This is a genomic window from Frankia sp. Hr75.2 (assembly GCF_949319125.1).
GTDB lineage: Bacteria > Actinomycetota > Actinomycetes > Frankiales > Frankiaceae > Parafrankia > Parafrankia soli.
In genome coordinates this window covers 86,317-109,957 of sequence record NZ_CASGGV010000354.1, presented here as the reverse complement: position 1 = coordinate 109,957, position 23,641 = coordinate 86,317, and the positions used below count along the sequence as shown (strand labels likewise).

General features: G+C 74.7%; 17 protein-coding genes. 9 read left to right on the top strand and 8 right to left on the bottom strand.

Going from position 1 to position 23,641, the window contains the following annotated elements; genetic code table 11:
• Positions 1-231: 231 nt before the first annotated feature.
• Positions 232-2,238, top strand: coding sequence for a hybrid sensor histidine kinase/response regulator (locus tag AC559T_RS35565; RefSeq protein ID WP_498871499.1), 2,007 nt, complete (start codon positions 232-234; stop codon positions 2,236-2,238).
• 6 nt (positions 2,239-2,244) lie between these two features.
• Here AC559T_RS35565 and AC559T_RS35560 read toward each other — a convergent pair whose 3' ends face one another.
• The 3 genes from AC559T_RS35560 to AC559T_RS35550 all read right to left on the bottom strand — a co-directional run bounded on the left by AC559T_RS35560 (position 2,245) and on the right by AC559T_RS35550 (position 7,789).
• Positions 2,245-2,913, bottom strand: coding sequence for a histidine kinase (locus AC559T_RS35560; protein ID WP_498871498.1), 669 nt, complete (start codon positions 2,911-2,913; stop codon positions 2,245-2,247).
• Complete coding sequence (locus tag AC559T_RS35555; RefSeq protein WP_071064067.1) at positions 2,910-3,320, bottom strand: response regulator; 411 nt, start codon at positions 3,318-3,320, stop codon at positions 2,910-2,912. The genes AC559T_RS35560 and AC559T_RS35555 overlap by 4 nt, the downstream gene beginning before the upstream one ends.
• Positions 3,321-3,475: 155 nt before the next feature.
• Positions 3,476-7,789: a diguanylate cyclase domain-containing protein gene (locus tag AC559T_RS35550; protein ID WP_498871497.1), complete on the bottom strand. Its 4,314-nt coding sequence runs from the start codon at positions 7,787-7,789 to the stop codon at positions 3,476-3,478.
• Positions 7,790-9,109: 1,320 nt separating this feature from the next.
• On the opposite strand from AC559T_RS35550, the gene AC559T_RS35545 reads away from it, so the two are divergent.
• On the top strand, positions 9,110-9,880 hold the full coding sequence (locus AC559T_RS35545; protein ID WP_498871496.1) for a TetR/AcrR family transcriptional regulator: 771 nt from the start codon (positions 9,110-9,112) through the stop codon (positions 9,878-9,880).
• Entirely contained in the window at positions 9,877-11,604 is a 1,728-nt protein-coding gene (locus AC559T_RS35540) for an acyl-CoA dehydrogenase family protein (protein ID WP_498871495.1), read from the top strand. The genes AC559T_RS35545 and AC559T_RS35540 overlap by 4 nt, the downstream gene beginning before the upstream one ends.
• A 439-nt stretch (positions 11,605-12,043) precedes the next feature.
• Here AC559T_RS35540 and AC559T_RS35535 read toward each other — a convergent pair whose 3' ends face one another.
• Positions 12,044-12,337 (bottom strand): hypothetical protein, encoded by a 294-nt coding sequence (locus AC559T_RS35535; protein ID WP_071064075.1) that lies wholly within the window; start codon positions 12,335-12,337, stop codon positions 12,044-12,046.
• 267 nt (positions 12,338-12,604) lie between these two features.
• The gene (locus tag AC559T_RS35530; RefSeq protein ID WP_498871494.1) at positions 12,605-13,465 is read right to left on the bottom strand and encodes a hypothetical protein; all 861 of its coding nucleotides are present in this window, start codon (positions 13,463-13,465) and stop codon (positions 12,605-12,607) included.
• Between the two features lie 168 nt (positions 13,466-13,633).
• Between AC559T_RS35530 and AC559T_RS35525 the strand changes: the two genes are divergently transcribed.
• Positions 13,634-14,512, top strand: coding sequence for a hypothetical protein (locus AC559T_RS35525; RefSeq protein WP_498871493.1), 879 nt, complete (start codon positions 13,634-13,636; stop codon positions 14,510-14,512).
• A gap of 522 nt (positions 14,513-15,034) precedes the next feature.
• Here the strand turns inward: AC559T_RS35525 and AC559T_RS35520 are convergent.
• Complete coding sequence (locus AC559T_RS35520) at positions 15,035-15,583, bottom strand: NADPH-dependent FMN reductase (RefSeq protein ID WP_071064167.1); 549 nt, start codon at positions 15,581-15,583, stop codon at positions 15,035-15,037.
• 467 nt (positions 15,584-16,050) lie between these two features.
• On the opposite strand from AC559T_RS35520, the gene AC559T_RS35515 reads away from it, so the two are divergent.
• From AC559T_RS35515 to AC559T_RS35505, 3 genes are read left to right on the top strand one after another with little or no spacing between them, the layout of a single operon-like run.
• The gene (locus AC559T_RS35515) at positions 16,051-18,234 is read left to right on the top strand and encodes an HAD-IIIC family phosphatase (RefSeq protein WP_498871492.1); all 2,184 of its coding nucleotides are present in this window, start codon (positions 16,051-16,053) and stop codon (positions 18,232-18,234) included.
• Positions 18,234-18,470: an acyl carrier protein gene (locus AC559T_RS35510; protein WP_020463840.1), complete on the top strand. Its 237-nt coding sequence runs from the start codon at positions 18,234-18,236 to the stop codon at positions 18,468-18,470. Before AC559T_RS35515 ends, AC559T_RS35510 begins: the two co-directional genes overlap by 1 nt.
• Positions 18,460-19,095, top strand: coding sequence for a serine O-acetyltransferase (locus AC559T_RS35505; protein WP_241831629.1), 636 nt, complete (start codon positions 18,460-18,462; stop codon positions 19,093-19,095). The genes AC559T_RS35510 and AC559T_RS35505 overlap by 11 nt, the downstream gene beginning before the upstream one ends.
• Here AC559T_RS35505 and AC559T_RS35500 read toward each other — a convergent pair.
• Positions 19,073-19,954 (bottom strand): hypothetical protein, encoded by an 882-nt coding sequence (locus AC559T_RS35500; RefSeq protein ID WP_498871491.1) that lies wholly within the window; start codon positions 19,952-19,954, stop codon positions 19,073-19,075. The genes AC559T_RS35505 and AC559T_RS35500 overlap by 23 nt on opposite strands.
• 103 nt (positions 19,955-20,057) lie before the next feature.
• Between AC559T_RS35500 and AC559T_RS35495 the strand changes: the two genes are divergently transcribed.
• Both AC559T_RS35495 and AC559T_RS35490 read left to right on the top strand, forming a co-directional pair.
• Positions 20,058-21,299 carry a sensor histidine kinase gene (locus AC559T_RS35495; protein WP_498871518.1) on the top strand — a complete coding sequence of 414 codons (1,242 nt, stop codon included), beginning with the start codon at positions 20,058-20,060 and terminating at the stop codon, positions 21,297-21,299.
• Entirely contained in the window at positions 21,296-22,012 is a 717-nt protein-coding gene (locus AC559T_RS35490; protein ID WP_498871490.1) for a response regulator, read from the top strand. The genes AC559T_RS35495 and AC559T_RS35490 overlap by 4 nt, the downstream gene beginning before the upstream one ends.
• A 551-nt stretch (positions 22,013-22,563) precedes the next feature.
• Here the strand turns inward: AC559T_RS35490 and AC559T_RS35485 are convergent.
• Positions 22,564-23,559: a hypothetical protein gene (locus tag AC559T_RS35485; RefSeq protein ID WP_368953233.1), complete on the bottom strand. Its 996-nt coding sequence runs from the start codon at positions 23,557-23,559 to the stop codon at positions 22,564-22,566.
• Between the last annotated feature and the right edge of the window lie 82 nt (positions 23,560-23,641).

Below are 23,641 nucleotides of genomic sequence, written 5' to 3'. Positions count from 1 at the left end.
GGAGACCGTCGACGTCGTGATCGTCGGGGCGGGGCTGGCCGGGCTCTCTGCCGGGATCTCAGATCCTGACCGTGCCACCGGTTCCCGGGCACCTGGGCACGCTGACCTCGGCACCTGCTGACATGATCGTGGCGCGGTCCGACTGATACCCGTTTGCGGTCGAACGTCCCGCGCCCTCCGGGCTACCATGTGTCATTGCGTGACACGTCGTTCACGATTTGGGGGTAGTCGTTGGCGGGCTATGCCGACGTGCCGCCCGGCAGTCTGCTGGACGCCGCGCCGGACGCGATCGTCGGCGTGCGCCCGGACGGGCGGATCGCGCTGGTGAACGCGCAGGCCGAGCGGCTCTTCGGGTACGACCGGGACGAGCTCGTCGGGCAACCGATGGAGATCCTCGTCCCGGAGGCGTTGCGCGGGGCGCACCCGGCCCGCCGCGGCGCGTACCTCTCCGACCCGCGGCCGCGGCCGATGGGCGCGGGCGTGGAGCTCGCCGCGCGCCGCCGGGACGGCACGGAGTTCCCCGCCGAGATCTCGCTGTCGGCCGTCCAGACCGCCGAGGGCATCTTCGTCACGGCCGCGATCCGGGACGTGACGAGCCGCAAGCGGGCCGAGGCCATGTTCCGCGGCCTGCTGGAGGCGGCGCCGGACGCGATCGTCGGCGTGCGCCCGGACGGGCGGATCGCGCTGGTGAACGCGCAGGCCGAGCGGCTCTTCGGGTACGACCGGGACGAGCTCGTCGGGCAACCGATGGAGATCCTCGTCCCCGAGTCGGTGCGGCACCTGCACCCGCGGCACCGCACCCGCTACTTCGACGATCCGCGGCCGCGGCCGATGGGCGCGGGGATGCAGCTCGCCGCGCGCCGCCGGGACGGCACGGAGTTCCCCGCCGAGATCTCCCTGTCCGCGCTGGAGACCGAGGACGGGCTGCTCGTCTCGGCCGCGATCCGGGACGTCACCGACCGGCTGGAGGCGCAGGCGGAGCGCGAGCGGCTGCGGGCCCAGGCGGAGCGGGAACGGCTCGAGGTACAGCTGCACCAGTCGCAGCGGCTGGAGAGCCTCGGCCAACTCGCCGGCGGCGTGGCACACGACTTCAACAATCTGCTCGCAGTGATCATCAACTACACGGCCTTCGTCGGTGAGGTCGTCGGAACCGCCGCCAGGGACCAGGGCGGCCGGTGGGAGTCCGCCCGCCGCGACATCGAGCAGGTCCAGCGGGCGGCCGACCGGGCCGCCCAGCTCACCCATCAGCTGCTCGCCTTCGGTCGGCGCGAGGTGGTCCAGCCGCGCCCGCTGGACCTCAACGGGGTCGTCCACGACATGGAGCAGTTGCTGCGGCGCACCCTCGGCGAGCATGTGGAGCTGCACACCTCCGCCCACCCGGGCCTGTGGACGGTGCTGGCCGACGTGGGCCAGATCGAGCAGGTGCTGGTGAACCTCGCCGTCAACGCGCGGGACGCGATGCCCGGTGGCGGCACGCTCACCATCGACACCTCGAACGTGAGCATCGACGACGAGACGGCGGCCGCCCGCCCGGGGCTGCGCGGCGGGCGCTTCGTGCACCTGCGGGTCAGCGACAGCGGGACGGGCATGTCGCCGGAGGTCGCCGCGCGCGCGTTCGAGCCGTTCTTCACGACCAAGACGAAGGGCGAGGGCTCCGGGCTCGGCCTGGCCACCGTCTACGGGATCGTCACCCAGGTGGGCGGGCACGTGGAGATCCTGTCGACGGTCAACGTCGGCACCACCGTCAGCGCGCTGCTGCCGGCCGTCGACGGCGCCGTCCCGGCGGCCGAGGAGCAGCTCGCCGACGGTGAGCTGTTCGGCGGCGAGACGATCATGGTGGTCGAGGACGAGCCGGCCATGCGCGAGCTCACCCGTCGCATCCTTGCCCGCAACGGCTACCAGGTGATCATCGCGGCGAGCGGGCCCGAGGCGATCTCGCTGGCGTCGACGACGCGGGAGGAGATCCACCTGCTGCTGACCGACGTGGTCATGCCGCAGCTGCTCGGCAGCGAGGTCGCCGAGCGGATCCGCCAGCAGCGGCGGGACCTGCGCGTCCTCTACATGTCCGGGTACGCCCAGCCCGTGCTCGCCCAGAACGGGACGCTCGCCCCGGGGCTTGCCCTGCTGACCAAGCCGTTCTCCGAGCGGGTGCTGCTGTCGAAGGTGCGGGAGGCGCTGGATGCCCCCGGCGGTCCCTTCCCCCCGCTCGGTGCGCCGCCCTGGCCCCGCGACAACTGACGGTGCCTACCCGCCCGCCTGGGACGGCGCCCGCGGCAGCCGCACCGCCGCGGACCACGCGCTGGTGACCGCGTCCGGGCTCAGCCGGGCGCCGAGGACGTCCGCGACCTGCCGCAGCCGCTCCAGCCGGCCCGCCGTCGCGGCGTCGGGGCGGAAGCCGTCGGCGTAGGCGACCCGCAGGGCCAGCTCGACATGCTCGGCACTGCTCCGCACCGCCACCAGCGCACGCGCCGGGCGCTCCAGCGGGTCGCTCTCCTGCAGCAGGAGCTGGACGGTCGCCAGCACGACAGCGACCTCCGTGAGCGCGGGCGGGGCGACGTCGATGTCCAGGCTGGTGTAGAGCCGGTCGACGAGGACCCCCTCCACCCGCTGGGTCAGGCCGAGCTCGAGCATCTGCCGGGGGCCGTTGCCGGGGCGGAACGGCGGCTGGGGCCGGTGCAGCGCGGCGGCGGCGTCGCGCAGGCGGGTCTCGATCTGGGTGATCTGCGCGGCGGCCTCGGCCGGCAGGCCCCGGCGCAGGCTCGCCAGCGACAGCAGGATGCCGGTGAGCTCCTGCATCGGCCCGTCGTGCAGCTCCTCGACGAGGGCCCGGTTCGCGCGCTCCTGGAGCGCGATCATGAGGAACATCAGACGGTCGGCGACACGTGCGTCGCCGGCCGTCCCGGACTGGGTCATCCGGTCCGCCGCTGGCGCCCACCGCCCGGCGGGTCATCGTCGACCGTGGGCCGGCCCGAGAGCCTGTTCACCGCGTCGAGCAGGTCGTCCGCCCGGAACGGCTTGAGCAGCACGGCGACGTCGTCCGGCGCCGGGTCGGTGGACGCGCCGCTGAGGATGAGGCACCGGCGCGGCACCAGCGGATCGTCGAGCCGCAGGGCGGCGAGCAGCTCGGTGCCCCGCTCGGCGCCGAGCCGCGTGTCGATGACCAGCGCGTCGAAGCCGAGCGGCCGCAGGGCGAGCGCCTCGGCGACGCCGCCCGCCGTCTCGACGGACCAGCCGCCGTCACACAGCACCCGGGCCGCCAGCAGCCGGATCATCTCCTGGTCGTCGACGACGAGCGCTCGTGGCCGGCCGTGGGTGCGCATCTCGCCTCCGCATGGGTTCCGCACACGCCACCTCGGTCGCCCCGAACCGGGGCCATCTCGCCGCCTGTCAGCCCGAACGGCGCCACCATACGGCACGACCCTGACACCGGACGGCGCAACCGGCGAAGTTGCATTTCCGATGTTCCGGGTTTTCGTCACAACGCGTGCTCGGCCTCGGTGTCCGCTGGCGTTGCGGCCTCGGTGACGGGGGCTGGCTCGGTGCCGGGGGCGCGCAGCGGCCTGGCGGGCGGGGAGGTGCGCAGCGGCTCGCCCGGAGGGCGGCCGTCAGGCCTGGACCGCTTCGCCTGATACATCGCCGCGTCCGCGAGGCGCAGGACGGCCTCCGGAGCGGCCGCCCCCCGCGACAGCGCGACGCCCACCGTGGCGCCCACCGTCACCAGCCGCCCGCCCGCGTGAATCGGCTCCCGGACGATCGCGGTGATCTGGTCGGCGGTCTGCCGGGCCACGGCCTCGACGTCCAGCCCGCCCGCGAGCGCGGTGACGGGGCCGGCCAGCACCGCGACGAACTCGTCGCCGCCCACCCGGAAGACCTCACCCTGCTCCGGCAGGTTCCATGATCCACCCAGGTCGCCGCCGAACCAGGACGACGGGCGGCGGCGGAAACGGGGCCGCTCCCCGGCGCCCGCGGCACCGCCGGGAACGGGCGCCGTGTCAGGCTGGCGCGGGCTGTTGTCGCCGCTGGCGTCGACCCCGCCGTCAGTGTCGCCGCTGGCGCTGCCAGTGCCGCCGCCGGCACCGTCTCCGCTACCGCTACCGCTACCGGCGCCGCCGCCGGTCAGGACCCGGCGGATGCGCGTGGCGGTCACCCGCAGCACATGATCGCCCACCTCGTGGCCGAAGCTGTCGTTGACCGGCTTGAAATAGTCCAGGTCGACGAGCAGGACCGCGTACGCTGTCCTGCGCCGCGCGACCGCGTCGAGGTGCTCGGCCAGCGCGGCCCGGTTGGGCAGCCCGGTGAGCGGGTCGTGCCGGGCCCGCCGGCGCAGCTGCTCGGTGAGGCCGCGCCGTTCCCCGATCTCCCGGCAGGTCAGCACCGGGCCCCGGGCGCGGGCGGCCGGCGGCCGCGGGGCGCAGGCCGTCGCCTCGATGTCGAACCAGCGGTGGCTGCCGTCGCGTGCCTCGAGCCGGATGTCCTGCAGCGCCCGGCCGTCCGCCGCCTCGCCGGCCGGGCCGGCGAGGAACTCGCGGACCGCCGCCCGGTCCTCCGGGTGCACGTATCGCAGCAGGTCGTGGCCGAGCATCTCCTGGCTGTCCCGGCCGAGCAGCGGTTCCGCCGCGGAACTGACGAAATCCAGCCGGCCGCTCCGGTCGAGGAGGATGACGATGTCGTGCGCGCCGTGCAGCAGCATGTCGAGCTGCTCGAAGTCCTGGCGCACCGCGCGCTCCCGGCGCCGGTTGGCCACGGCCAGCCCGATGACGGTGACGCCGATGATCCCGAAGAGCAGCCCGTCGCCGATCGAGCGGTACTCCAGCAGGCTCAGCTGGAACAGGTCGGCGGTCTGGTCCAGCAGGACGTATCCGCCGCCCGGGATCGCCGTGGCGACGGCGATCGTGTCCGGCCGGCTCGCCGAGCGCACCAGGCCGGGTGTGCCGTCGCGGACCTGCTCGAGGTCGGCCGGTTCGACCAGCGTCCTGCCGACCAGCGCCTCGTCCCAGGACAGCACCGCCCGGCCGCGCACGTCGAGCACGGAGATGCCGCCCCGGCCGAGATCCCCGGACAGGCCGTTCATGGAGCGCAGCGTCCGGGCGGCGGGCAGCACGTTCGTCGGGCACAGCAGTAGCTGCGCCGCCGCGGACCCGCCGCGCAGGATCGGCACGATGGAGCAGATCCGGGAGCGGCCGTTGACGAGGATCATCGGGGTGAGCGCCCCTTTGCGGCTGGCGTCGAACCAGAGATCGTCGCCGACGGGTATCGGCACGGGCGTACCGGGCGGCTCGGTCGCCATCGGCCGGCCATCGGGAGCGACGACGGCCAGCAGCGAGCCCGGGCCGGCAACGGCCGAGGTCCCCATGACCCGCAACACCTCGGTCAGCGCGGCGGGGTTCCCGAGCGGCCAGGGCATCTCCGAGACGACCCCGGTGAGGCGCCCGGGGTCGCTCAGGGCATGGGCGTACTCGGCGACGTGGGTGACGAGCTCGACGCCGGCGTCGATCCGCTGCTTCTGAGCCCTGTCACGCGCCGTGGTCTCCATCGCGAGCCCGGCGGTCACGGTCCCCAGCAGCACCACGACGACGGTCGCTGACGGGATCGCCGCCGCGAGCCGGTGCCGCAGCGGAGCGGGCGGGCGAGTACCCCCTCGGCGCCGGACGGACGGCCGCCGCGGCGACGGCCGCCGGACTGACAGCCGCCGGACCGACAGCCGCCGGGCGGACGGGTGCGCGACTGACAGACGCCGCGAGGACGGGCGCGCGGCGGGCGGGGGCGAGACGGACGGGCTCCCCGTGGCCGGCGTCCCGGGCGCCTGGGGCGCCGCCGGTGTCATCGGGGGAGTGGGCGCGACCGCCTCGGACGGGTCGGGCTCCGCCTCCGCCACCACGCCGATCGAGTACCGGGCCCGGCCGGCCGCCTTCGCCTGGTACATCGCCTGGTCGGCGGCCCGCAGCAGCTGTTCGGGACGGCACGTCCCGCGGGCGACGGCGACCCCGACGCTGGCCGCGACCGTCACGCGGGTCTCGTCCAGGTCGATCGGCTCGCCGAGCGCGGCGACGACACGGGCGGCGATCGCGCCCGCGGCGGTCTCGTCCGCCCCGGGCAGCAGGATGCCGAACTCGTCGCCGCCGAACCGGCTGACGGTGCTCCCGGCCCCGGCCCCGGCGTCGGCGTCGGCGTCGGGCCCGGCCGCGATCCCGGCGCCGACCGTGCCGGTGAGGCGGCTCGCCACGACGGTCAGCACCCGGTCGCCGGCCGCGTGCCCGTAGGTGTCGTTGATCGGTTTGAAGTGGTCCAGGTCGATGTACAGCAGGGCGAGCGCGCCGCCGGCCGGCTGGTGGCCGAGGGCGCCGGCGAGCCGTTCGTCGAAGGTCGCCCGGTTCGCCAGCCCGGTGAGCAGGTCGTGCCCGGCCTGGAACCCGAGCTGGTCGAGCAGGGACTTGCGCCGCTCGATCGAGTGGAAGGTCAGGATCGCCCGTGGCGAGCCCGTCTCGTCGGCGAGGCGCCGGGCCGACACGTCGAACCAGTGCTCGTGCCCGGCGGCGGACAGCAGCCGGACGTTCATCACGGTTGCCGGCAGCGGCTCGTCGAGCAGCGCGGCGACCCGTTCCGCGTCGCCACCGCGCATCAGCTCGGACAGCGGCCGCCCGCGCAGCGCCGCGGGATCGTGGCCGAGCCGGGTCGCCGCGGCGGGGCTGACGTACTCGAGCCGGCCGGCGGCCGAGACGGTCATGACGATGTCGCGGGTGGCGGCCAGCAGCGAGCTCAGCTTCCCGTGCCGGCGCCGGGCGCGGGTCTCCTCGTGCAGCCCGACGACCGCGATCGAGAGCACCGCGGCCATCGTCACCACCAGCAGGGTGATGTTGCGGTGCGATCGCTGCTCCCGTAGTTCCGCGTAGAGCTGCGCGGTCGGCTGGACCAGGTAGGTCGTGTACCCGGTCGCCGGCTGGGCGGCGGCGACGTGGGTGTAGCCGTCTTCGCCGCCGGTCGTCCAGACCCGGGTGCGGTTGGTCGAGCGCCAGGCCGCGCTGAGCTCGGCGGGGTCGAGCACGCGGGTCCCGGGCAGCGAGAGGTCGGTTGAGACCACAGCGATGCCACGCGCGTCGATGGTGGAGACGGCGCCCTGCCCGCGTAGCCGGAGGAGCGTGCCCATGCCGGTGCCGAGCTGCCGCTTCGACTCCTCGGTGGACACGCTGACCAGGACCGCCCAGGGCCGCGAGCCACCGACCGGGATGACGGTGGCCCGCGCCGCGTGCCCGTTGAACGGGAAGACCGGCGAGACGGCGCTGCCGCCGCTCCACGCCGTCGACCAGGCCGGTCCGAGATCCTCCGGACTCACCGCGCCCTGAGCCGGCCGGACCGACAGGAGCGTCCCGGCGCGGTCGAGCAGCGCGACCAGCAGCGTGGTGTCGCCCGCCGGAGTGATCTGGAACTGGGCGGCGAGCTGGTGATTGCGGGCCTTGTCGTTGGGGTCGAACGCGGTGCGCTCGACGACGGCCCGCAGGCCCGCCGGGTCGTCGGCCGTCGACTCCCAGGTGGCCAGGTTGCTGATCAGGCTCACCCGGTTCGCCAGCCGGTCCCGTTCGATGTCGGCCAGCCAGCGGCTGCCACCGGCCAGCGCGACCCCGCTCAGCGCGAGAATCGCGATCAGTCCGCTGACCAGCGGCCACCCGGCCAGCCGACCGCGGCCGAACGACCACCTGACCCAACGGCGCTCACGCCTGACCCGCCGCCGCTCGACCCGCCGCCGAGCGCGGTCGCCGGGCGTCATCCGGTGTCGCCGGTCGCCCATGGTCATCCGCCAGTTTCCATTCCCCCGCCGCTGCCGATGCGACGGCACCCCGCCGGGACCGTGTTTGGTGACGGTATTCGGTTTTGATCCGTCGAATCCCGGCAGGGGAAGAGCATACGAGTTGCGCCGCGGACTGTTTCACCCGACGGGTGCCTGTGTGGTTCTTACACCGCCGGGCCCGGCCGGCCGAATTGCTCCAAGTGGGAATCGGACGCGCCGTCGCGCGCGTGTCGGGGTGTCTTTCGCCCGCGGCCGGGCCGGTGGGTCAATCGACGGAAGCTGTGTTACCGGCCACTTCGAGGCCGGTTCGGCAAATCGGACCGGCGGCCCGGTGCGGGGATGGCCGGCCGCGGGCGATACACCGGATACCGGTGGCGGCCGGGCCGGTGAACGCCGCGAATCCGGCGCCGGGGCGGGCCGGGGCGGGGCGCCGTGCGCCGTGCGGGCCGAGTCGGTGCCGCCTGCTTGCGCCCGCGCCATCACCCCGCGGGCGCGGCGGCGCGGGCGCCGCGGTAGCGCCGTGATGCCCGGCGCGACCGTGCGGAGGCACTGCGGCCACAGCGACCTCGTTGACATTCGTCCGAGCGTCTGTTTGTGGTACTCACAGTGACCATTGTGTCTCCGTGTACCGGGCTCCTGGAGTCACCGTCACCACGGGCAGGCTCCTGTGGGGGACGTCCAATGCGCTGTTCGTGGCGTCGTCGCGGGGTGCCGGCGGGCCCGCCGGCGACGGGGGCCGGGGTGACCCTGCGCAACCGGTGGGCCGGAAGCTCGCCCGGCTAAACGGCGGTGAAGCGGTGGGGCGGGGCATTGCCGCCGGCACCGCTAAGCGGCCCTGTGGTAGAAACGATGGGTCGGAAAGTCGCCGTCCGTCCACCGCGTATATCACGAAGTCGTATATCACGAGCGCACGCATCCCGCGGCCGCATATCGGCGGCCGTGGCGGTGGCGCGGCGGCGATGGTGCCCGCGCGTGGCGGCATTGGGTGTGAGATGCCGGCAGGCGGGCGCCGGTGACATCTGTGCGTATCCGGTCGGCGTTCGGTTTGCCAGTCAGCATGCGCTGGTGTGCCGGCGTGCCGCCGGAAGTCCGTGGCTTCTACCGGCTTCAATGCCGCTGGGATTTTCCCGGGCACTTTTTCTGTTTGCGTGCCGTCGGTTGATGTTTCCCGCGTCGTCCGGTCGTGGGGCGGTCGCCCGCCGGGCCGCCTCGGCCTGATCGGCCTGACCAGGAGATCGGCGTGACCGGCCTGATCGGGTTGGTCCGTAGGGGCCGAATCGGCGCCGCGCCGTGGCCTGAAGGCGCGAACGGTGATTCACTCCTTCTGTGCCCTACCGTCGCACCACCGCAGTCGACGACCGGTTGGCCGCCGCACGTGAGCGACTGATCGTCGCGGCCACCGACCTGGTGGCGGACGCCGGGTGGGCCGGCGCGTCGGTCACCGCGGTCGCCGCCGCCGCGGACATGTCGGTCGGCTCGGTCTACCAGCACTTCCCGTCCAAGTCGGCGCTGGTAGTCGAGGTCTTCCGGCGGGCGGCCGACCGCGAGGCAACCCTGATCTCCGCCCTGGCCGCTGTGTCGACCGCCGCTGTGCCTGATGCCACGGCCCCGGGTGCCGCCGAGGCGCCTGCGGCCGGGGGCGATCCCGTCGACCGACTCGTCCAGGCGGTCGCTCTGTTCACCCGGCGGGCGCTGGCGCGTCGCGGCCTCGCCTACGCGCTGCTCGTGGCACCGTCGGACCCGGCGGTGGAGGCCGAGCGCCTGGACTTCCGCCGCCGGTACCGGGACGTGTTCGCGGCTCTGGTCCGCGAGGGCGTCGAGGCGGGGTCGCTGCCGGCACAGGACCCGATGGTCGCGGCGGCGGCGCTCACCGGCGCGATCGGCGAGGTGCTCGTCGGCCCGGTCTCGATGACCGAGGAGCTTCCCCGCGGCGGCCGCGAGGCCGAGCGGGTGGTCCGGGAGGTGGTGGCGATGGCGTTGCGGTGTGTCGGCGCGTGCCCGGTGGAACGCGGCTGGCCGTCCTCCTCGGCCGGTCCTGTCCCCGTGGCCGGGCAGGTCCCGGCGCCGGCGGGCCGTCCGCCCGGTGGCACCGGATGACGGCGGACGGCGGTGGCCCGACGCATCGCGTCACCAACCAACCACCGCCGCTGGTCGGCCACGACGTCGCCGAGGATCCCGCACTGCTGGAGGCGCTGGCCCGCGAGGGCGCCGCCGGTCACGCGGACGACCTGCACCGTCTCGGCCGGCTCGCCGGCACGGCCGAGGCGCAGCGATGGGGTGACGAGGCCAACCGGTGCCCGCCCGTCCTGCGCACGCACGACCGGTACGGGAACCGCGTCGACGAGGTCGACTTCCATCCGGCCTGGCACGAGCTGCTCCGCGTGGCCGTGGGCGCCGGGCTGGCGGGAGCGCCGTGGGCCGCCGACCGGCCGGGCGCGCACGTGGCCCGCGCGGCCGGGTTCCTCGTCTGGGGGCAGGTCGAGCAGGGCCATCTGTGCCCGGTGTCGATGACCTACGCCGTCACACCGGCGCTGCGGGCCGCCCCCGACCTGGCCGCGGCCTATCTGCCCGGCCTGACCAGCACCGTCTACGACCCGGGCCTGCGCCCGCCGCTGTCCAAGCGCGGCCTGCTCGCCGGCATGGGGATGACCGAGAAGCAGGGCGGCTCGGACGTCCGCGCCAACGAGACCACCGCCGTCCCGGCCGGGGACGGCTCGTACCTGCTGCGCGGGCACAAGTGGTTCACCAGTGCCCCGATGAACGACGTGTTCCTGGTGCTGGCGCAGGCGCCGGGCGGCCTGTCGTGCCTGCTCGTCCCGCGGGTGCTGCCGGACGGCGGTCGCAACCCCTTCCTCATCCAGCGGCTCAAGGACAAGCTCGGCAACCGCAGCAACGCCAGCGCCGAGCCGGAGTTCGACCGGACGCTGGGCCACCTGGTCGGAACGGAGGGCCGCGGGGTGCGCGCCATCATTGAGATGGTCGCGCTCACCAGGCTGGACTCCGCTGTCGGCGCGGCCTCCGGGATGCGCGCGGCGCTCGTCGCGGCGACGCATCACACCCGCCACCGCTCGGCGTTCGGCTCGCTGCTCATAGACAAGCCGCTGATGCGCAACGTGCTGGCCGATCTCGCGGTGGAGTCGGAGGCGGCGGTCGCGCTCGTGATGCGCGTGGCCGGCGCGGTGGACCGCGCCGAGCACGGCGACGAGGGCGAGCGTGCCTTCCGTCGTCTCGCGACCGGCCTCGCCAAGTACTGGGTGTGCAAGCGCCAGCCGGCCATGGTCGCCGAGGCGCTCGAATGCCTCGGCGGCAACGGGTACGTGGAGGAGTCGGGCCTGCCGCGGCTCTATCGCGAGGCCCCGCTCAACGGCATCTGGGAGGGCTCCGGCAACGTCAACGCGCTGGACGTCGTGCGGGCCCTCGGCCGCGAGCCCGCGAGCCTGGCCGCCTACGGCGCCGAGGTCGACGCGGCCGCCGGTGGCGACCGCCGGCTCGACACGGCGTGGCGCCGGCTCCGAGCTGAGCTGGACGACCTGCTCACCGGCACCGGCACCGGCACCGGCGGCGCGGCCGGCACGAGTAGGGCGGCGGGCGCGGGTGGGGCTGGCGGGGCGCCGGTGATCGAGCTGGTCGCGCGCCGGCTCGTCGAGCGGATGGCGCTCGTGCTGCAGGGCTCGCTGCTGGTGCGGCACGCGCCCGCCGCGGTGTCCGACGCGTTCTGCGCGGCCCGGTTGGGCGGGGACGCGGGCCTGGCCTTCGGGACCCTCCCACCCGGGCTCGACCTCGAGGGCATCCTGCGCCGGATCCCGCCCGCCACCGCCTGACGTCGGCTGATGTCGGCTGGCATCGCCTGACATACGAGGTCGCGGGCCTGCCTCCCGGCTTGACGCGGGCGGCCGAGGCCGCGACCGGGGCCGGCCAGGCCGGCCGTCCGGGCCGGGAGCCTGATCGCGTGGCCGTGCGTAAGCGATCAGACGTGTGCGGAGAGTGTGTCTGGAGGGTGTGACAAACGTCGGATGTGACTCTGGGCGGTACGTCCCGTTCTATCCTGACTCTGGACAGTTTGTAGCGGTCCGAGACTCGCGCTACTGGAAACGCACTGTAGTGTTCGCGTAACGGAAGGTGACGGGCCACCTCCTGGGCTGGGCCCGTGTCGCCTGCCTCCGGGGGTGTGATGATCGTCTTCTTTCTCGCTGTGGCGTCCCTGGTGGTCGTCGCAGGCCTCTTCGGGCTCGTCCGAGGAGTGGCCGAATGGGCCTGGATCTACGACCGCCGTCGGGCCGGAATCGTCACCGCGGCCGGCGTCACCGTGGTTCTCGCGCTGAGCGCGGTCGCGGTGCGCCTCTCCGGCCCGGCCGACTCGGCCGCGACCGCACCGCCGGCCAGCCCGGACGTGCCCGAGGCCTCCGGCCTCGTCGTCAAGGAGCCCGACCCCGCGCCGTCACCGGCCACGGCCGGCTCGCGCCCGGTCGCGGCCGGCCCCGATCCGGACGCCGAGACGGCCACGGCCACCGGCGCCGGGTCGGGTTCCGGTTCCGGCTGGCCCGTGCCGGCCACGCGGGGCGGCGCCGGTGGCGCATCCGGCTCCGGCGGGCCGCGCACCACGTCCGTGCCGCCGGTGCCGACCCAGGGCGGGTCGTCCGGGCCGTCCTGGCCGACGGGGTGGGATCAGCCCACCACCGTGCCGGGCCGCCCGGGCGTGCCGGCGACGGGGAGCGGCGGGCCGAGCCGGTCGCCGTCGCCCAGCACCAGCCGCACGCCGAGTCCCAGTCCGACCACGCCCGCCGGTCCCCGCCGGACGCCGCCCGCCAGCACCGGCACCGGTCACGCGCCCGCCGGGCCGCGGTCCACGGCCCAGCCGACGGCGAAGCCGACCTCCAGGCCGACACCGAAGCCGACCACCGGCAGGTCGACAACCGGCCGGCCGACGGCGGGGCCGACGATGACGGTGCGGCCGTCGCCGAGCCCGACCAGGCCGTACCGGCCCTCCAGCCCGTACGAGACGGCCGTCCCGGCCCAGACCGCGCCGCCTCGGACGGCTCCGGCCCAGACCGCGTCGACGCCGACGCGGTCTGGGCCGGTCCACACCGCGCGGCCCCGGCCCGGTCCGGTGCCGGGTCCGGCGTCCGGGACGACCCGGCCCAGGTACTCGCCCGCGGCGCCGACCGCTCCGGGGCCGGCGCGGTCGGGCCCGGCGGCGCCGTCCCGGCCGCATGGCGCCGCGACCGCGGTGCCCGTCGGAGCGATCGGTCCCGCCCGTACCGGCGGTGCCGGCGCGGCGCCGGCAGGCGGCACACACGCATCCGCTCCGGCGGGTTCGCAGGGGCGGCTGAGCGCGCCCGCCGCGCCGGCCCTCTCGACGGCCTCCTCGAAGCCCTCGTCGACGCGCCCCGCGCCGGGTCGGCACACCGCGGGCCGGCCCACGGCCGGGCGGGTCGCGCCGCGGGCCACCACCGCCGCCCGGCCGCCGGTGTGCCCGCCGAGCACCGACCGCCGGGCGCGAGGCACCCAGTCGCGCCCGCACGACGCGGCGGCCCACCCGCGGAGCGGTGACCAACGGGGCGGTGACCGGCGGGTCCAGAGCTCGCAGGCGCACCCGAGGGTCGCCTCGGCGGCGTCCAAGCCCGGGCCGGCGGCACGGCCCGCGGCCCGACCGCCGCGGCAGAGCCATTCCAGGTGAGTCACCGCCATTCCCGGTGAGCCGGCTATTCCAGGGTGAGTCGGGTTCGTCCCACACCGACACGCTCCTCAAAGTGTCGAAGTTCTTACTCTGGGTGAGATAGGTTCCCGCGGACACTGCACCGGCGAGGCTGGGGGACGGATGCGGGCAACCGCGGCGCCGCGGAGGCGGCCGTGATCGTGCTTCTCGCCGGATCGGTCGCCACCGTCGCCATGGCCGTCCTCCTGGTCGGCATCACCGGCCTGCTGCGCGGGCGGGTGGCCTGGGCAATGATCGAAAGTCGGCCCGGGGCCGGCCTGGTAACGGCGGTCGGCTTCACAGCCGCCGTGGCCGCCTTCGGCGCGATGGCTCCGTCCGGCGGCGACCGGGACGCGACGATCATCGCGCGGCAGTCGGACGGCGATGGCCACCAGAGCGGACAGATACCGGCGGGTCTGCAGCGCGGCGACTCCGCGACCGGCCTGCCGCGGGCGGCCCCCCGGCAGTTTCCCGCTCCCGCCATGCCCGCTCCCGGAGATGGCTACAGGGCCGGTCTCGGCGGTGCCTCTCCGTGGCCGGACCGGACCTCGGTCGGCCCCGGCCCCGGCGTCGGTGATGGCGGCGGCGATCCGTGGGCGCAACCAGGCGGCGGCCAGGCGTCCGCGAGCCCGACCGGCCCGCCGGGCGGTGCGACGCCGACCGCCGGGCCGGGCGCCGGGCCGACCCCGACCGCCTCGCCGAGCACCGCGCCGTCGCCGACCGGCCCGGTGACCGCGCCGGCCCCGCCGGCCTCTCCTGTCCAGCCGGCCTCTCCGGCGCCGCCGGCCATGCCCGGGCCGCAGCCTGACCCGGACGTTCCCGGTGCCGACAACCGGATCCCGTCCGGCCAGGGGCCGGGCTCCGGCGCTGGTCAGCAGCCCCCGACGCCGCCGCCGGGGTCGGTGCCGGCACACGGCCATCCAGCGCCTGGCACGGACGAGGCATGCGGCCCGGCCGGCCCACGCCCGCCCGACGGCCTGCCGGAGGTCTGGGTCGGCGACATCTTCTCGGGCCTGGCAAGTCGCTGCGTCTGACAGCCGCTGCGTCTGACAGCCGTCGCGCCGGGCGCGCCGCGCTCCTGGCGTTCCCGCCGCCCTGGTACTGGTCCCGAGTCGGAAGTAGCCGAGAGCCGGAAGCAGCTCGGCGTAACGGCCAGCTCTCGCCGTGTTCCATCCCGTCCTGGGTGGCGCAGGCACGGTGCCGGGGCAGGCTCGGGCGGCGCGGACACGGGGCCGGGGCGCGTTACGGGTACGGAATTTATGCATCAGGGACCGTCGCCCGGTGATGCGTGGCGGGTGGGTGAGTCCTGGCTGTCACTCAACCGCCGCGGTTGCTCGGCACTGTGCATGTGGATCTGGTCGGCGGGAATTATGTATCGCTTCCGGCCGTCTCAGGGGTCCCCGGTGCTCCTGCGCACGCCGCCCGTCGATGACGCGGCCACCACCGGCCGCAGTTGATCATGGTGTTCCGCGGAACCGGAACACCCGCCGGCCGTGGTCGCCGCCAACCTCGGTCGATCCTGGTGTTCTGCGCGGGTGGTTGCTCGGCCGGCCGGATCAGCCGAGCGGTTGTGGCGCGGTGCGGCGGGCCGCGACGAGCGCGGTGACGGCCGCGATGTTGCCCGTGGCCCACGCGTCGAGCTGGGCGGGCAGGTCGGCCAGGGCGGAGTCGAGGACGAACACCCCGCGGGTCGGGCAGGACGCGCCGATCTCGACCAGTACCGGTCGTAGGTGCACCTCGACCGCCAGCGCGTGCTCGGGCGCGGCCGCGACCAGCACGGGGATCGTCGGCACCCCGGCGAGCTCGCCCTGGCCGATCTGGTCCAGCAGCAGCTTGAGCAGCCCGGTGTAGGTGGCCTTGTACGTGGGCGTCGCGACGACCAGGACGTCCGCCGCCTTCATCGACGTGACGGCCGCCTTCACCGCCGGGTCACCCCAGCCGAGGAGCCCCGGCCCGAGCTCGCTGACCTCGATCACCTCGGCCACCGCCTCGGTGTCGGCCGGAAGGGCGCGCACGACCTGGGCCGCGACCGCCTCGGCGACGGCCCGCGTGCGCGAGTTCGGCTTCGGGTTGCCGACGACGCTCAGGATGCGGCACTGCGCCATGGCGTTGCCCTTCTGTGTGCACTCCGCCCACGAGAGCGCCCCGTCGAGAGTCACGAGCGGGCCCCGTCGAGCACCGGCGCGCGGCTGCTACCCGGCTCCCAGCCTAGCCCGTGCCACTTGTCGGCACCGTTGATCGCGAACTGCCGGGAGACCGGCTCCGGCTCCTGGGGCTGGCCGGTTCCGGCCCGGGGGCCACGAAGCGAACACACCAAAGTCGCCGGGAGCGTTCGAGTCGGTCTCCTGAGGTGACAGAGTGATGTGGAAGCTTTGTGGACGACTCGTCTGTGCGACCTAAAGTCGCGAGAAGAGTTCGATTCGTGTCGACGTGGTCGACCAGTGGCCTCCCGGTCGTACCGGGAGGCGCTCCGCGCATATCCGGAGACCCTTACGTAAGGGTAGGGTTGAAGTGCGTGCATCTCGAGGACGGGGGCGTCCGGAGCGCGGCGCCTGGGGGAGGAATTCGATCAATGGCTGATCCCGTGGGGACGGGCCGGCACCGGCTCGCCGAGCTGACGGCCGCCGCAGCCGCGGCCGAGGTGCCGCCTGCCGGGCTCTGTCGTGATCTCGCGCTCGCCTACGAGAAGGCGGGCGATCCGGCCGCCGCCATGCGCTGGGCGCTGGCCACGACCGACGCCGGAGGCGACCTGACCTGCTGGACGGCTGCCGCCGGCGTCCTGCGCCGCGTCTCGGCCGGGGCGGCCGCGTCAGTCGTGTCACCCGGGGCGGCTACGTCGGCCGGGGCGGCTGCGTCGGCCGGAGTGGCTGTGCCAGCCCGGGCGGCCGTGGCCGCCGCTGCGGGAGGGGCGGTCGTGCCGCCGCCCGTCGCGGGCCACGCGGCGCGCTCGGCGCGGGTCGCCCTGCTCGGCAGCTACACGACCGCCCAGCTCGCGGCGCTCCTGCCGCTCGCAGCCGCGCGCGCCGGGGTGGCCGTCGAGGTGTACGAGTGCGGGTACGGCCAGTACCGGCAGGAGGTGCTCGACCCGGGCAGCGGCCTGTACCGCTTCGGGCCGGACGTCGTGATCCTCGCGGTCCACGAAGGCGAGGCAGCCCTGCCAGCCCTCGCCGAGGATCCCGAGCGCGCGGTCGCCACCGAGGTCGGCCGGTGGACGTCGCTGTGGGAGATCATCACCGCCCGGCTGGGGGCCCGGGTCATCCAGCACACCTTCGTCGTCCCGGACACCGAGGCGCTCGGGCACCTGGCTCTGCGCACCCCCGGGTCGCGGTCGTCGATGCTCGCCGCGGTCAACGCGGCGCTCGGTCGCGCGGCGGCGGGCGGTCAGGTCGCCTTCGTCGACTGTGAGCGGCTGGCCGCCACGGTCGGCAAACGATCCTGGTTCGACCCCCGCTACTGGCACCGCGCGAAGCAGGCCGTCTCGCTCGCGCACGTGCCCACGCTGGCCCGTCACACCGCGGCGGTGCTCGGCGCGCAGCTGGGCACCAGCCGTAAATGCCTGGTGCTCGACCTCGACAACACGCTGTGGGGCGGGGTGCTCGGGGAGGAGGGCCTCGCCGGCATCGCGCTCGGGGACGGGCCGGTCGGCGAGGCTTTCTCCACGTTCCAGGAGTACATCGGCCGGCTCCGTGCCCGCGGCGTGATCCTCGCCGTCTGCTCGAAGAACAACGAGGCGGACGCGCGCGAGGCGTTCGAGCGGCACCCGGCGATGCGGCTGCGGCTGGACGACATCGCCATGTTCAGCGCCTCCTGGGAGGACAAGCCGACCCAGATCCGGCGCATCGCGAGCACCCTCGGGATCGGTCTGGACTCCCTGGTCTTCGTCGACGACAACCCGGCCGAGCGCGAGGTGGTCCGCCAGCTCGTGCCCGAGGTGGACGTCATCGCCCTGCCGCGGGACCCGCACGGCTACGTGCGCGCGGTCGCCGACTACCCGTTCTTCGAACCGGCCGCCCTGACCACCGAGGACACCGCCCGCACGGAGCAGTACCGGGCGCGGGCCCGGGCGGCGGAGCTCGCCGCGTCCGCGACCTCGCTGGAGGAGTTCCACCGCGGACTGGAGATGGTCGCGACCGTCGTACCCCTCGACGAGCTGACGCTGCCCCGGGTCGTCCAGCTCATCGGGAAGACCAACCAGTTCAACCTGACCACCCGGCGCCGCGGGGAGGCCGAGGTCGCCGAGCTGGCCGCGGACCCGTCCACCGCGGTGATCTGCGTCCGGCTGGCCGACCGGTTCGCCGACCACGGCCTCGTCGCGGTCGTCATCGCCCGGCGCGCCGCCGAGCCCGGCGGGGCCGTCCTCGACGTCGACACCTGGCTGATGAGCTGCCGGGTCATCGGCCGGACGCTGGAGGACGAGATCGCCGGGCTGACCGTGGCGGAGGCCCGGCGGCTGGGCTGTTCCTCCGTGCGGGGGCACTACCTGCCGACCGCGAAGAACGCGCTGGTGGCCGACCTGTACCCGCGGCTGGGCTTCCGGCCGGACCCCGCGGCTCCCGCCGACGCCGGCCGCGCAGCCCCGGCCGGTGGCCCCGGTGTGGCTCCCGCCGATGGCACCGGCGCGGGGGCCACCCGCTGGGTGCTGCCGGTCGCGAGCGCCCTGAACCGGCCCGGGCTCATCCGGGTCGTCGACGCTCGCGCGGGTGGGGCCGCCGTCGCGAGCGCATCCGCGCGGACGATGGAGGAGGTGGCCGGCTGATGGTGCAGGAGCGCCTCGCCCAGGTCTTCCGGGAGATCTTCAGCGACGACGACCTGGTCGTCACGGACGCCACCACGGCGGCGGACGTGCCCGGCTGGGACTCCCTGGCGTACATCAACCTGATCTACGCGGTGGAGAACGAGTTCGCGGTGCAGATCCCCGACGAGCGCCTCGGTTCGTTCGCGAACGTCGGTGAGCTGCGCGTGTGTATCGAGGAGCTCAGCGATGTCGGCTGAGCCCCGCACAGCCGAGCCCGTCGTGCCAGAGCGCGTTGCGGGGGAGCCCATCGCGAAGGAGCCCGCGGCGGCGCGGGCCGCCGTGGCCGGGTCGCGGGGCGCGCCGCTCTCGCTGCGGGCGCAGTTGCGCGAGGACAGGGACGTCCACTACGGGTCGCGGCTGCACCCGGGCTACCAGGCGCTCGCCGTCCACCGGTTCGGCCGGTGGTGCCGCGAGCGCGGCGGGCTGGTCGGCAGGTTCGGCACGATCGCCTTCAAGGCCGTGAACAACATCGTCATCCGCAACCTCCAGGGCACCGAGATCTCCGTCGACGCCAGCATCGGACGTCGCGTCCTGATCGGGCATCACCAGGCGGTCATGATCCCGCGCTACTGCGTGATCGGCGACGACACGATCATCCGGCACGGCGTCACGATCGGGTACGCCTCGACGGACGCCCCGCCCGATGCCGTCCCGAAGATCGGCGCCCGAGTCGACATCGCGCCGGGCGCGCACCTGATCGGGCCGATCACGATCGGGGACGACGTGAAGATCGGACCTGGCTCGATCGTCACGACCGACGTCCCGGCGGGTGCCACCGTCTTCGCCGCCCCCGCGAGGATCATGCGCCCGCCCGCCGGGTGAAGGGTGCGGCCATCGCCGCGCCGTAGCGCTCGGCACCCGCGGAACGCACCGGGCACGGCTGCATCGGGGCGGTGTCCACCGGGCAGAAGTGCACGCCGTCCGGCCCCCGGACCATCACCCACCCCGGGCCCGCGGTCGCCGTCGCGCCGCGGGCCACCTTAGCGGCCTCGGCGCGCCCGCCCGTCGCATCGGTCGCGACAGCCGCTCCCGAGCCCGGCGCGGGTGGTCCGGCGGGCCCGGCGGGCAGTCCCGGCCGCCGGGACTCGCAGGGCTCGCCGGGGGCGCAGGGCAGGTACCGGGCCCAGTGGCCGCCCGCGGTCACTGCGAGCGCGGCGGGCACGACCGCCACGCCGCCGTCCCGGTGCGCCACGCCGCCGTCCCGGTGCGCGGCGAGCTCCCGCCACAGCCCGGCCAGCGGGGTCATGCCGTCCGCGTTGACCGGCTGGTCCGGCCGGGCGGGCGCGTCGACGAGGTGGACGTCCACCCCGGCGGCGGTCAACGCGTCGACCGCCGCGGCGACGTCGGCCCGGTAGGCGGTCAGCACGTCCCGGCCGCGCATGCAGGCCGAGACGGTGTTCCCCGAGAAGGCCAGCACGGCGCCCGTCGGCCGCCACGACCGGAGCTGGGCGGTGATGTCACCCAGCCAGTCGCAGGGGGCCGTCCCACCAAAAGTCCTGGTCATGACATTTGCGCCGGCCTGTCGCATTTCCTGGGAGAACGAGTTCCGCGCCTCCCAGGCGAGCGAGTCCCCCCACAGGACGATCCGATGTAGCGCGAGGCCGCTCTCGTGCCCGGAGCCGCCGTCCGCCGCCGATGTCGTGGGTCGCGGCGGTGCGCCACCCGCGTCGAGGGGATGCATGACACCGAGTAGGCCATCGGGGACAGGCGGGCACATCGGGCCGCGGGCCGTCCCGGGTACGAGGCGGCGCGCGCCGGCGGCTCGTACGGTGGATCTCGTGGGCATGGATGCCGGGCGCGTGACGGCCGGCGAGGCCGGCACCGACCCGGTCGCCGGGATGGTGCGCCTCGCCGACCATGCGGTCTACGGCCTGACCGCGGTCGCCGCGCTGATCTCGGCGGTGCTCGTGGGCCTGGAGCCGTGGCCGCTGTTGCTGATCGCGCTCGCGGTCGCGCCGCCGGCCGCCGAAGCGTGCGGCCTGCGGGTGCCGCCCGTGGTGGCCGGGCCGTTGGGCCTGGCGATGGTCACCGCGCTGATCCTGCTGGACGCGCCGAAGACCGCCATCCTCGTCGCGGTGGCCCTCGCGGCCTGGGTGGCGTTGCGCTCGGCATCCGCCCCGCTGAACCTGTTCATGATTGCGGCCGTCTCGGCCCTGTCGTACGTGGACTTCAGCCGTCGGCCGGCGGCGCCGCACGACGGCTACCTCTCCTCCGGCTCGATCGTCTGGGGCGCCGCCGCCCTGTACGCGACGGCGACCGGGGTGGTGCTGCGCCGGACGACGGTGCTCGCCGGCGAGCTGGCCCGGGCCCAGCACCGGCTGGTCGCTGCCGCGGCGACGGACGAGCGCCGGCGTATCGCCCAGGACGTCCACGACCTGGTGGCGCATTCGCTCGCCGTCGCGCTGCTCAACATCACCGGGGCCCGGCGCACGATGCGACGCGACCCCGCGCTGGCCGACGAGGCGCTGGCCCGGGCCGAGCAGGTCGGACGGGACAGCCTGGCGGGAATCCGCCGGGCCGTCGGGCTGCTCGGCGGCGGGGACACACCCGCCACCGGCGGCTCCCTGCGCGCCGACCGGGATTCGGGCGGGCCGCTGCCGGACGCGCACGACCTGGCCGCGCTGGTCGACGGCTACCGGCGCAGCGGGCTCGCGGTCGAGCTCACCGTGACCGGCGGGCTCGGCGGGCTCGACCAGGCCGCGGGCTCGGTGCTGTTCCGGACGGTCCGGGAGGCGCTGGCCAACGTGCTGCACCACGCCGGCGGCACGGCGACGTGGATCACCGTCGAGATGCTCGCCGACTCGGTCCGGGTCACCGTCCGCAACGCGCGGCCCGGTCCGGGTGACGGCGTCCTGCCCGCGGCAAGGGGTCCGCGGCCGGGCGGCGGGATGGGCCTGGCCGGGATGGCGGAGCGGGTCCACGCGCTCGGTGGGTCGGTCGTCGCGGGACCCCGGGACGGCGGCTGGGAGGTCACGGCGACGATCCCCACGGTGGCCGTCGGCCCGGTCGGGGGTGGCCCCCGGTGAGCGCCGCCGGGCCCGCGCTGCGGGTGCTGCTCGTCGACGACCAGCAGCTCGTCCGCGCGGGCATCGCGCTCGTCCTGAGCGGGGAGCCGGGTATCGAGATCGTCGCCGAGCGCTCGGACGGCGACGAGGTCGTCGCGGCGGTGCGTGCGGTCCGCCCGGACGTCATCCTGCTCGACATCCGCATGGCCCGGATGGACGGGGTGGACGCCCTGCGCGCCCTGGCCCGGCTGGGGGAGCACCCGCCGGCCCTGGTGCTCACCACGTTCAGCGACGACGACGTCGTCTGGGGCGCCATGGCGGCCGGGGCGGCGGGCTTCATCCTCAAGGACCGGCCAGCCGAGGACATCGTGCGCGCGATCAGGCTGGTCGCCGAGGGAGGCTCGTGGATCGACCCGTCGGCGAGCGGACGTCTGCTCGGCGCGCTGCGCACCGGGGCCGTGGCCGATCTCGCGGTCCGGCGCCGGTTCGAGCGCCTCTCCGAGCGGGAGCTGCAGGTGCTGCGGGCGATGGCGCGCGGGGCCAGTAACCGGGAGATAGCGATCGAGCTGCGGGTCAGCGAGCGGACGGTCAAGGCGCACGTCGGCAGCATCTTCGGCAAGCTCGAGGTGCGGGACCGGGCCGGGGCGATCGTGTTGGCGCACGACGTGGGGCTGCGCTCGCCGGGCTCGGGCGGATCCGGCCCCGCGCGGGGTGTGCGAAACCTGAGCAGATGAGCGAATGGTGTGCGTCCGGTGCTGACAGCGGCGGTTTATACTCGATACAGTCAGCCCACGGACTAGCCCTTTAGTGCGACCATGGTGTTACGGGTTGTACATATTACTTATCAAGGTAATAGGCGGGGCTGCGCGGAAAATAAGCTGAGTGATCGCCACTGCACTTTTATGGACATGATCAAGTCACCTGAAGCTGCTGGTCGGGCATCCGCTACCGTCCCGGCCGTGTCTTTGAGTTCGCTGTCGCAGATTTCCGCTGGCCCGCCTTCCGCACCGGCTGCGGTGCCGGTTCCGACGCCCCCGCCCATTCGCATGAATGGACACTCCGTCCCCGGAACTTCCGGATCGCGGGGATCCTGGCTGGCCGATGTCCTGACCGGTTCGCCGTTCACCGCGGTGCTTGCTGTGCTGGTTGTCGTCATCGCGGTCGCTGTGGTCGCGGCCGCTGTCGCCTGGTTGGTCCGCGCCGTCACATCCGCGCCGACGTCCGCGTCGCGCGGGAACGCGCGCGCCGTGCGGACACCGCGCGCCGCCACTGCCCCGTGGCGGTCTCACACCGCCGCCGGTGCCCATTCCCGCGCCTGGTTGACCAGCCCTGTCCAGTCGGCGCCGCGGCGCCGCGCCCGGTCGGCGAGCGACATGATCCCGTTCGTCAGCCAGGCCGTGGGACGTACCGCGGAGGTCGCCAGCGCCCGGGTCGCCAGGGTCTGCGCCTCGTCCAGCGCGTCGGCGTGCACCGCGGCGGACGCCTGGTAGAGCCGCACCGCGGCGAGCGCTCCGGGCGCGCGTGAGCGGTCGAACAGGGCGGCCGCCGTCGCCAGTCGCTGACGTCCCTCGTCGAGGGCTCCCGCGCCGATCAGTGCGGCGCCGCCGAACGTCGGCAGGTAGCCGGGGTGCAGGCCGTCGAGGGCGTAGCCCTGGGTCGCCGGGGTCAGCTCGCGGGCGAGATCCTCGGCCTCCCGCAGCACCGCCATCACCCGGTCGGCCGGCTCGCCGCGCCCGGCGCGGATGTTGGCCTCGGTGGTCATCGCGAGTACCGCGGTGTGGGAGCTGGGTGCCGTCGCCCGTGCCGCGAGCGCGAGCGCGAGACCGTCGTCCACACTGTCGAACGTGTAGGCGGCGAGCTCGGCGAGCACGACGCCCGCGTGTGCCGCGGTCGGCGCGTCACCGACGTGCCGGGCGAGCACGAGCGCGGTGCGGGCCGACACGACCGCGCGCCCGGACATGCCGTTGTCGCCCTGGGCCACCGCCGACATCACGAGCACTCTGCTGTGCGTTCGACGCCAGTCCCGGCGCACCGCGGCCGACTGGCGGCTACCCGCCATCGTCTCGGTGTGCCGGGCGATCAGATCGAGGCGTTCGACCAGCTCGCTGGGAGCCATCGTCTCCCAGCGATGGGCCATGGTCCGCAGGCCCGTCTCGATCCGGTCGAGTGTGTCGCGGCCACGGTCCTCCGGCGAGATCATGAGACGCGAACCGCCCAGCGCGAGTGCGGCTGTGGTCGCACAGGTGGCAACGACCAGCCGCCGGTCCGCCGCTTCGTCCATCCCGCACTCCTGAGCGTCGTTGTCCGGTTACGGCGGTGGAGGCCCGGATGATCCGGACGTAATCTCATGATTATTCTCCGGA

Bases quoted from the DNA above. Each gene is read 5' to 3' on its own strand.
- AC559T_RS35505 (WP_241831629.1), top strand. From the start codon at position 18,460: ATGTCGGCTGAGCCCCGCACAGCCGAGCCCGTCGTGCCAGAGCGCGTT.
- AC559T_RS35555 (WP_071064067.1), bottom strand. From the start codon at position 3,320: ATGCGCACCCACGGCCGGCCACGAGCGCTCGTCGTCGACGACCAGGAG.
- AC559T_RS35510 (WP_020463840.1), top strand. From the start codon at position 18,234: ATGGTGCAGGAGCGCCTCGCCCAGGTCTTCCGGGAGATCTTCAGCGAC.
- AC559T_RS35520 (WP_071064167.1), bottom strand. From the start codon at position 15,583: ATGGCGCAGTGCCGCATCCTGAGCGTCGTCGGCAACCCGAAGCCGAAC.
- AC559T_RS35560 (WP_498871498.1), bottom strand. From the start codon at position 2,913: ATGACCCAGTCCGGGACGGCCGGCGACGCACGTGTCGCCGACCGTCTG.
- AC559T_RS35485 (WP_368953233.1), bottom strand. From the start codon at position 23,559: ATGGACGAAGCGGCGGACCGGCGGCTGGTCGTTGCCACCTGTGCGACC.
- AC559T_RS35540 (WP_498871495.1), top strand. From the start codon at position 9,877: ATGACGGCGGACGGCGGTGGCCCGACGCATCGCGTCACCAACCAACCA.
- AC559T_RS35515 (WP_498871492.1), top strand. From the start codon at position 16,051: ATGGCTGATCCCGTGGGGACGGGCCGGCACCGGCTCGCCGAGCTGACG.
- AC559T_RS35500 (WP_498871491.1), bottom strand. From the start codon at position 19,954: ATGCATCCCCTCGACGCGGGTGGCGCACCGCCGCGACCCACGACATCG.
- AC559T_RS35495 (WP_498871518.1), top strand. From the start codon at position 20,058: ATGGATGCCGGGCGCGTGACGGCCGGCGAGGCCGGCACCGACCCGGTC.
- AC559T_RS35550 (WP_498871497.1), bottom strand. From the start codon at position 7,789: ATGACCATGGGCGACCGGCGACACCGGATGACGCCCGGCGACCGCGCT.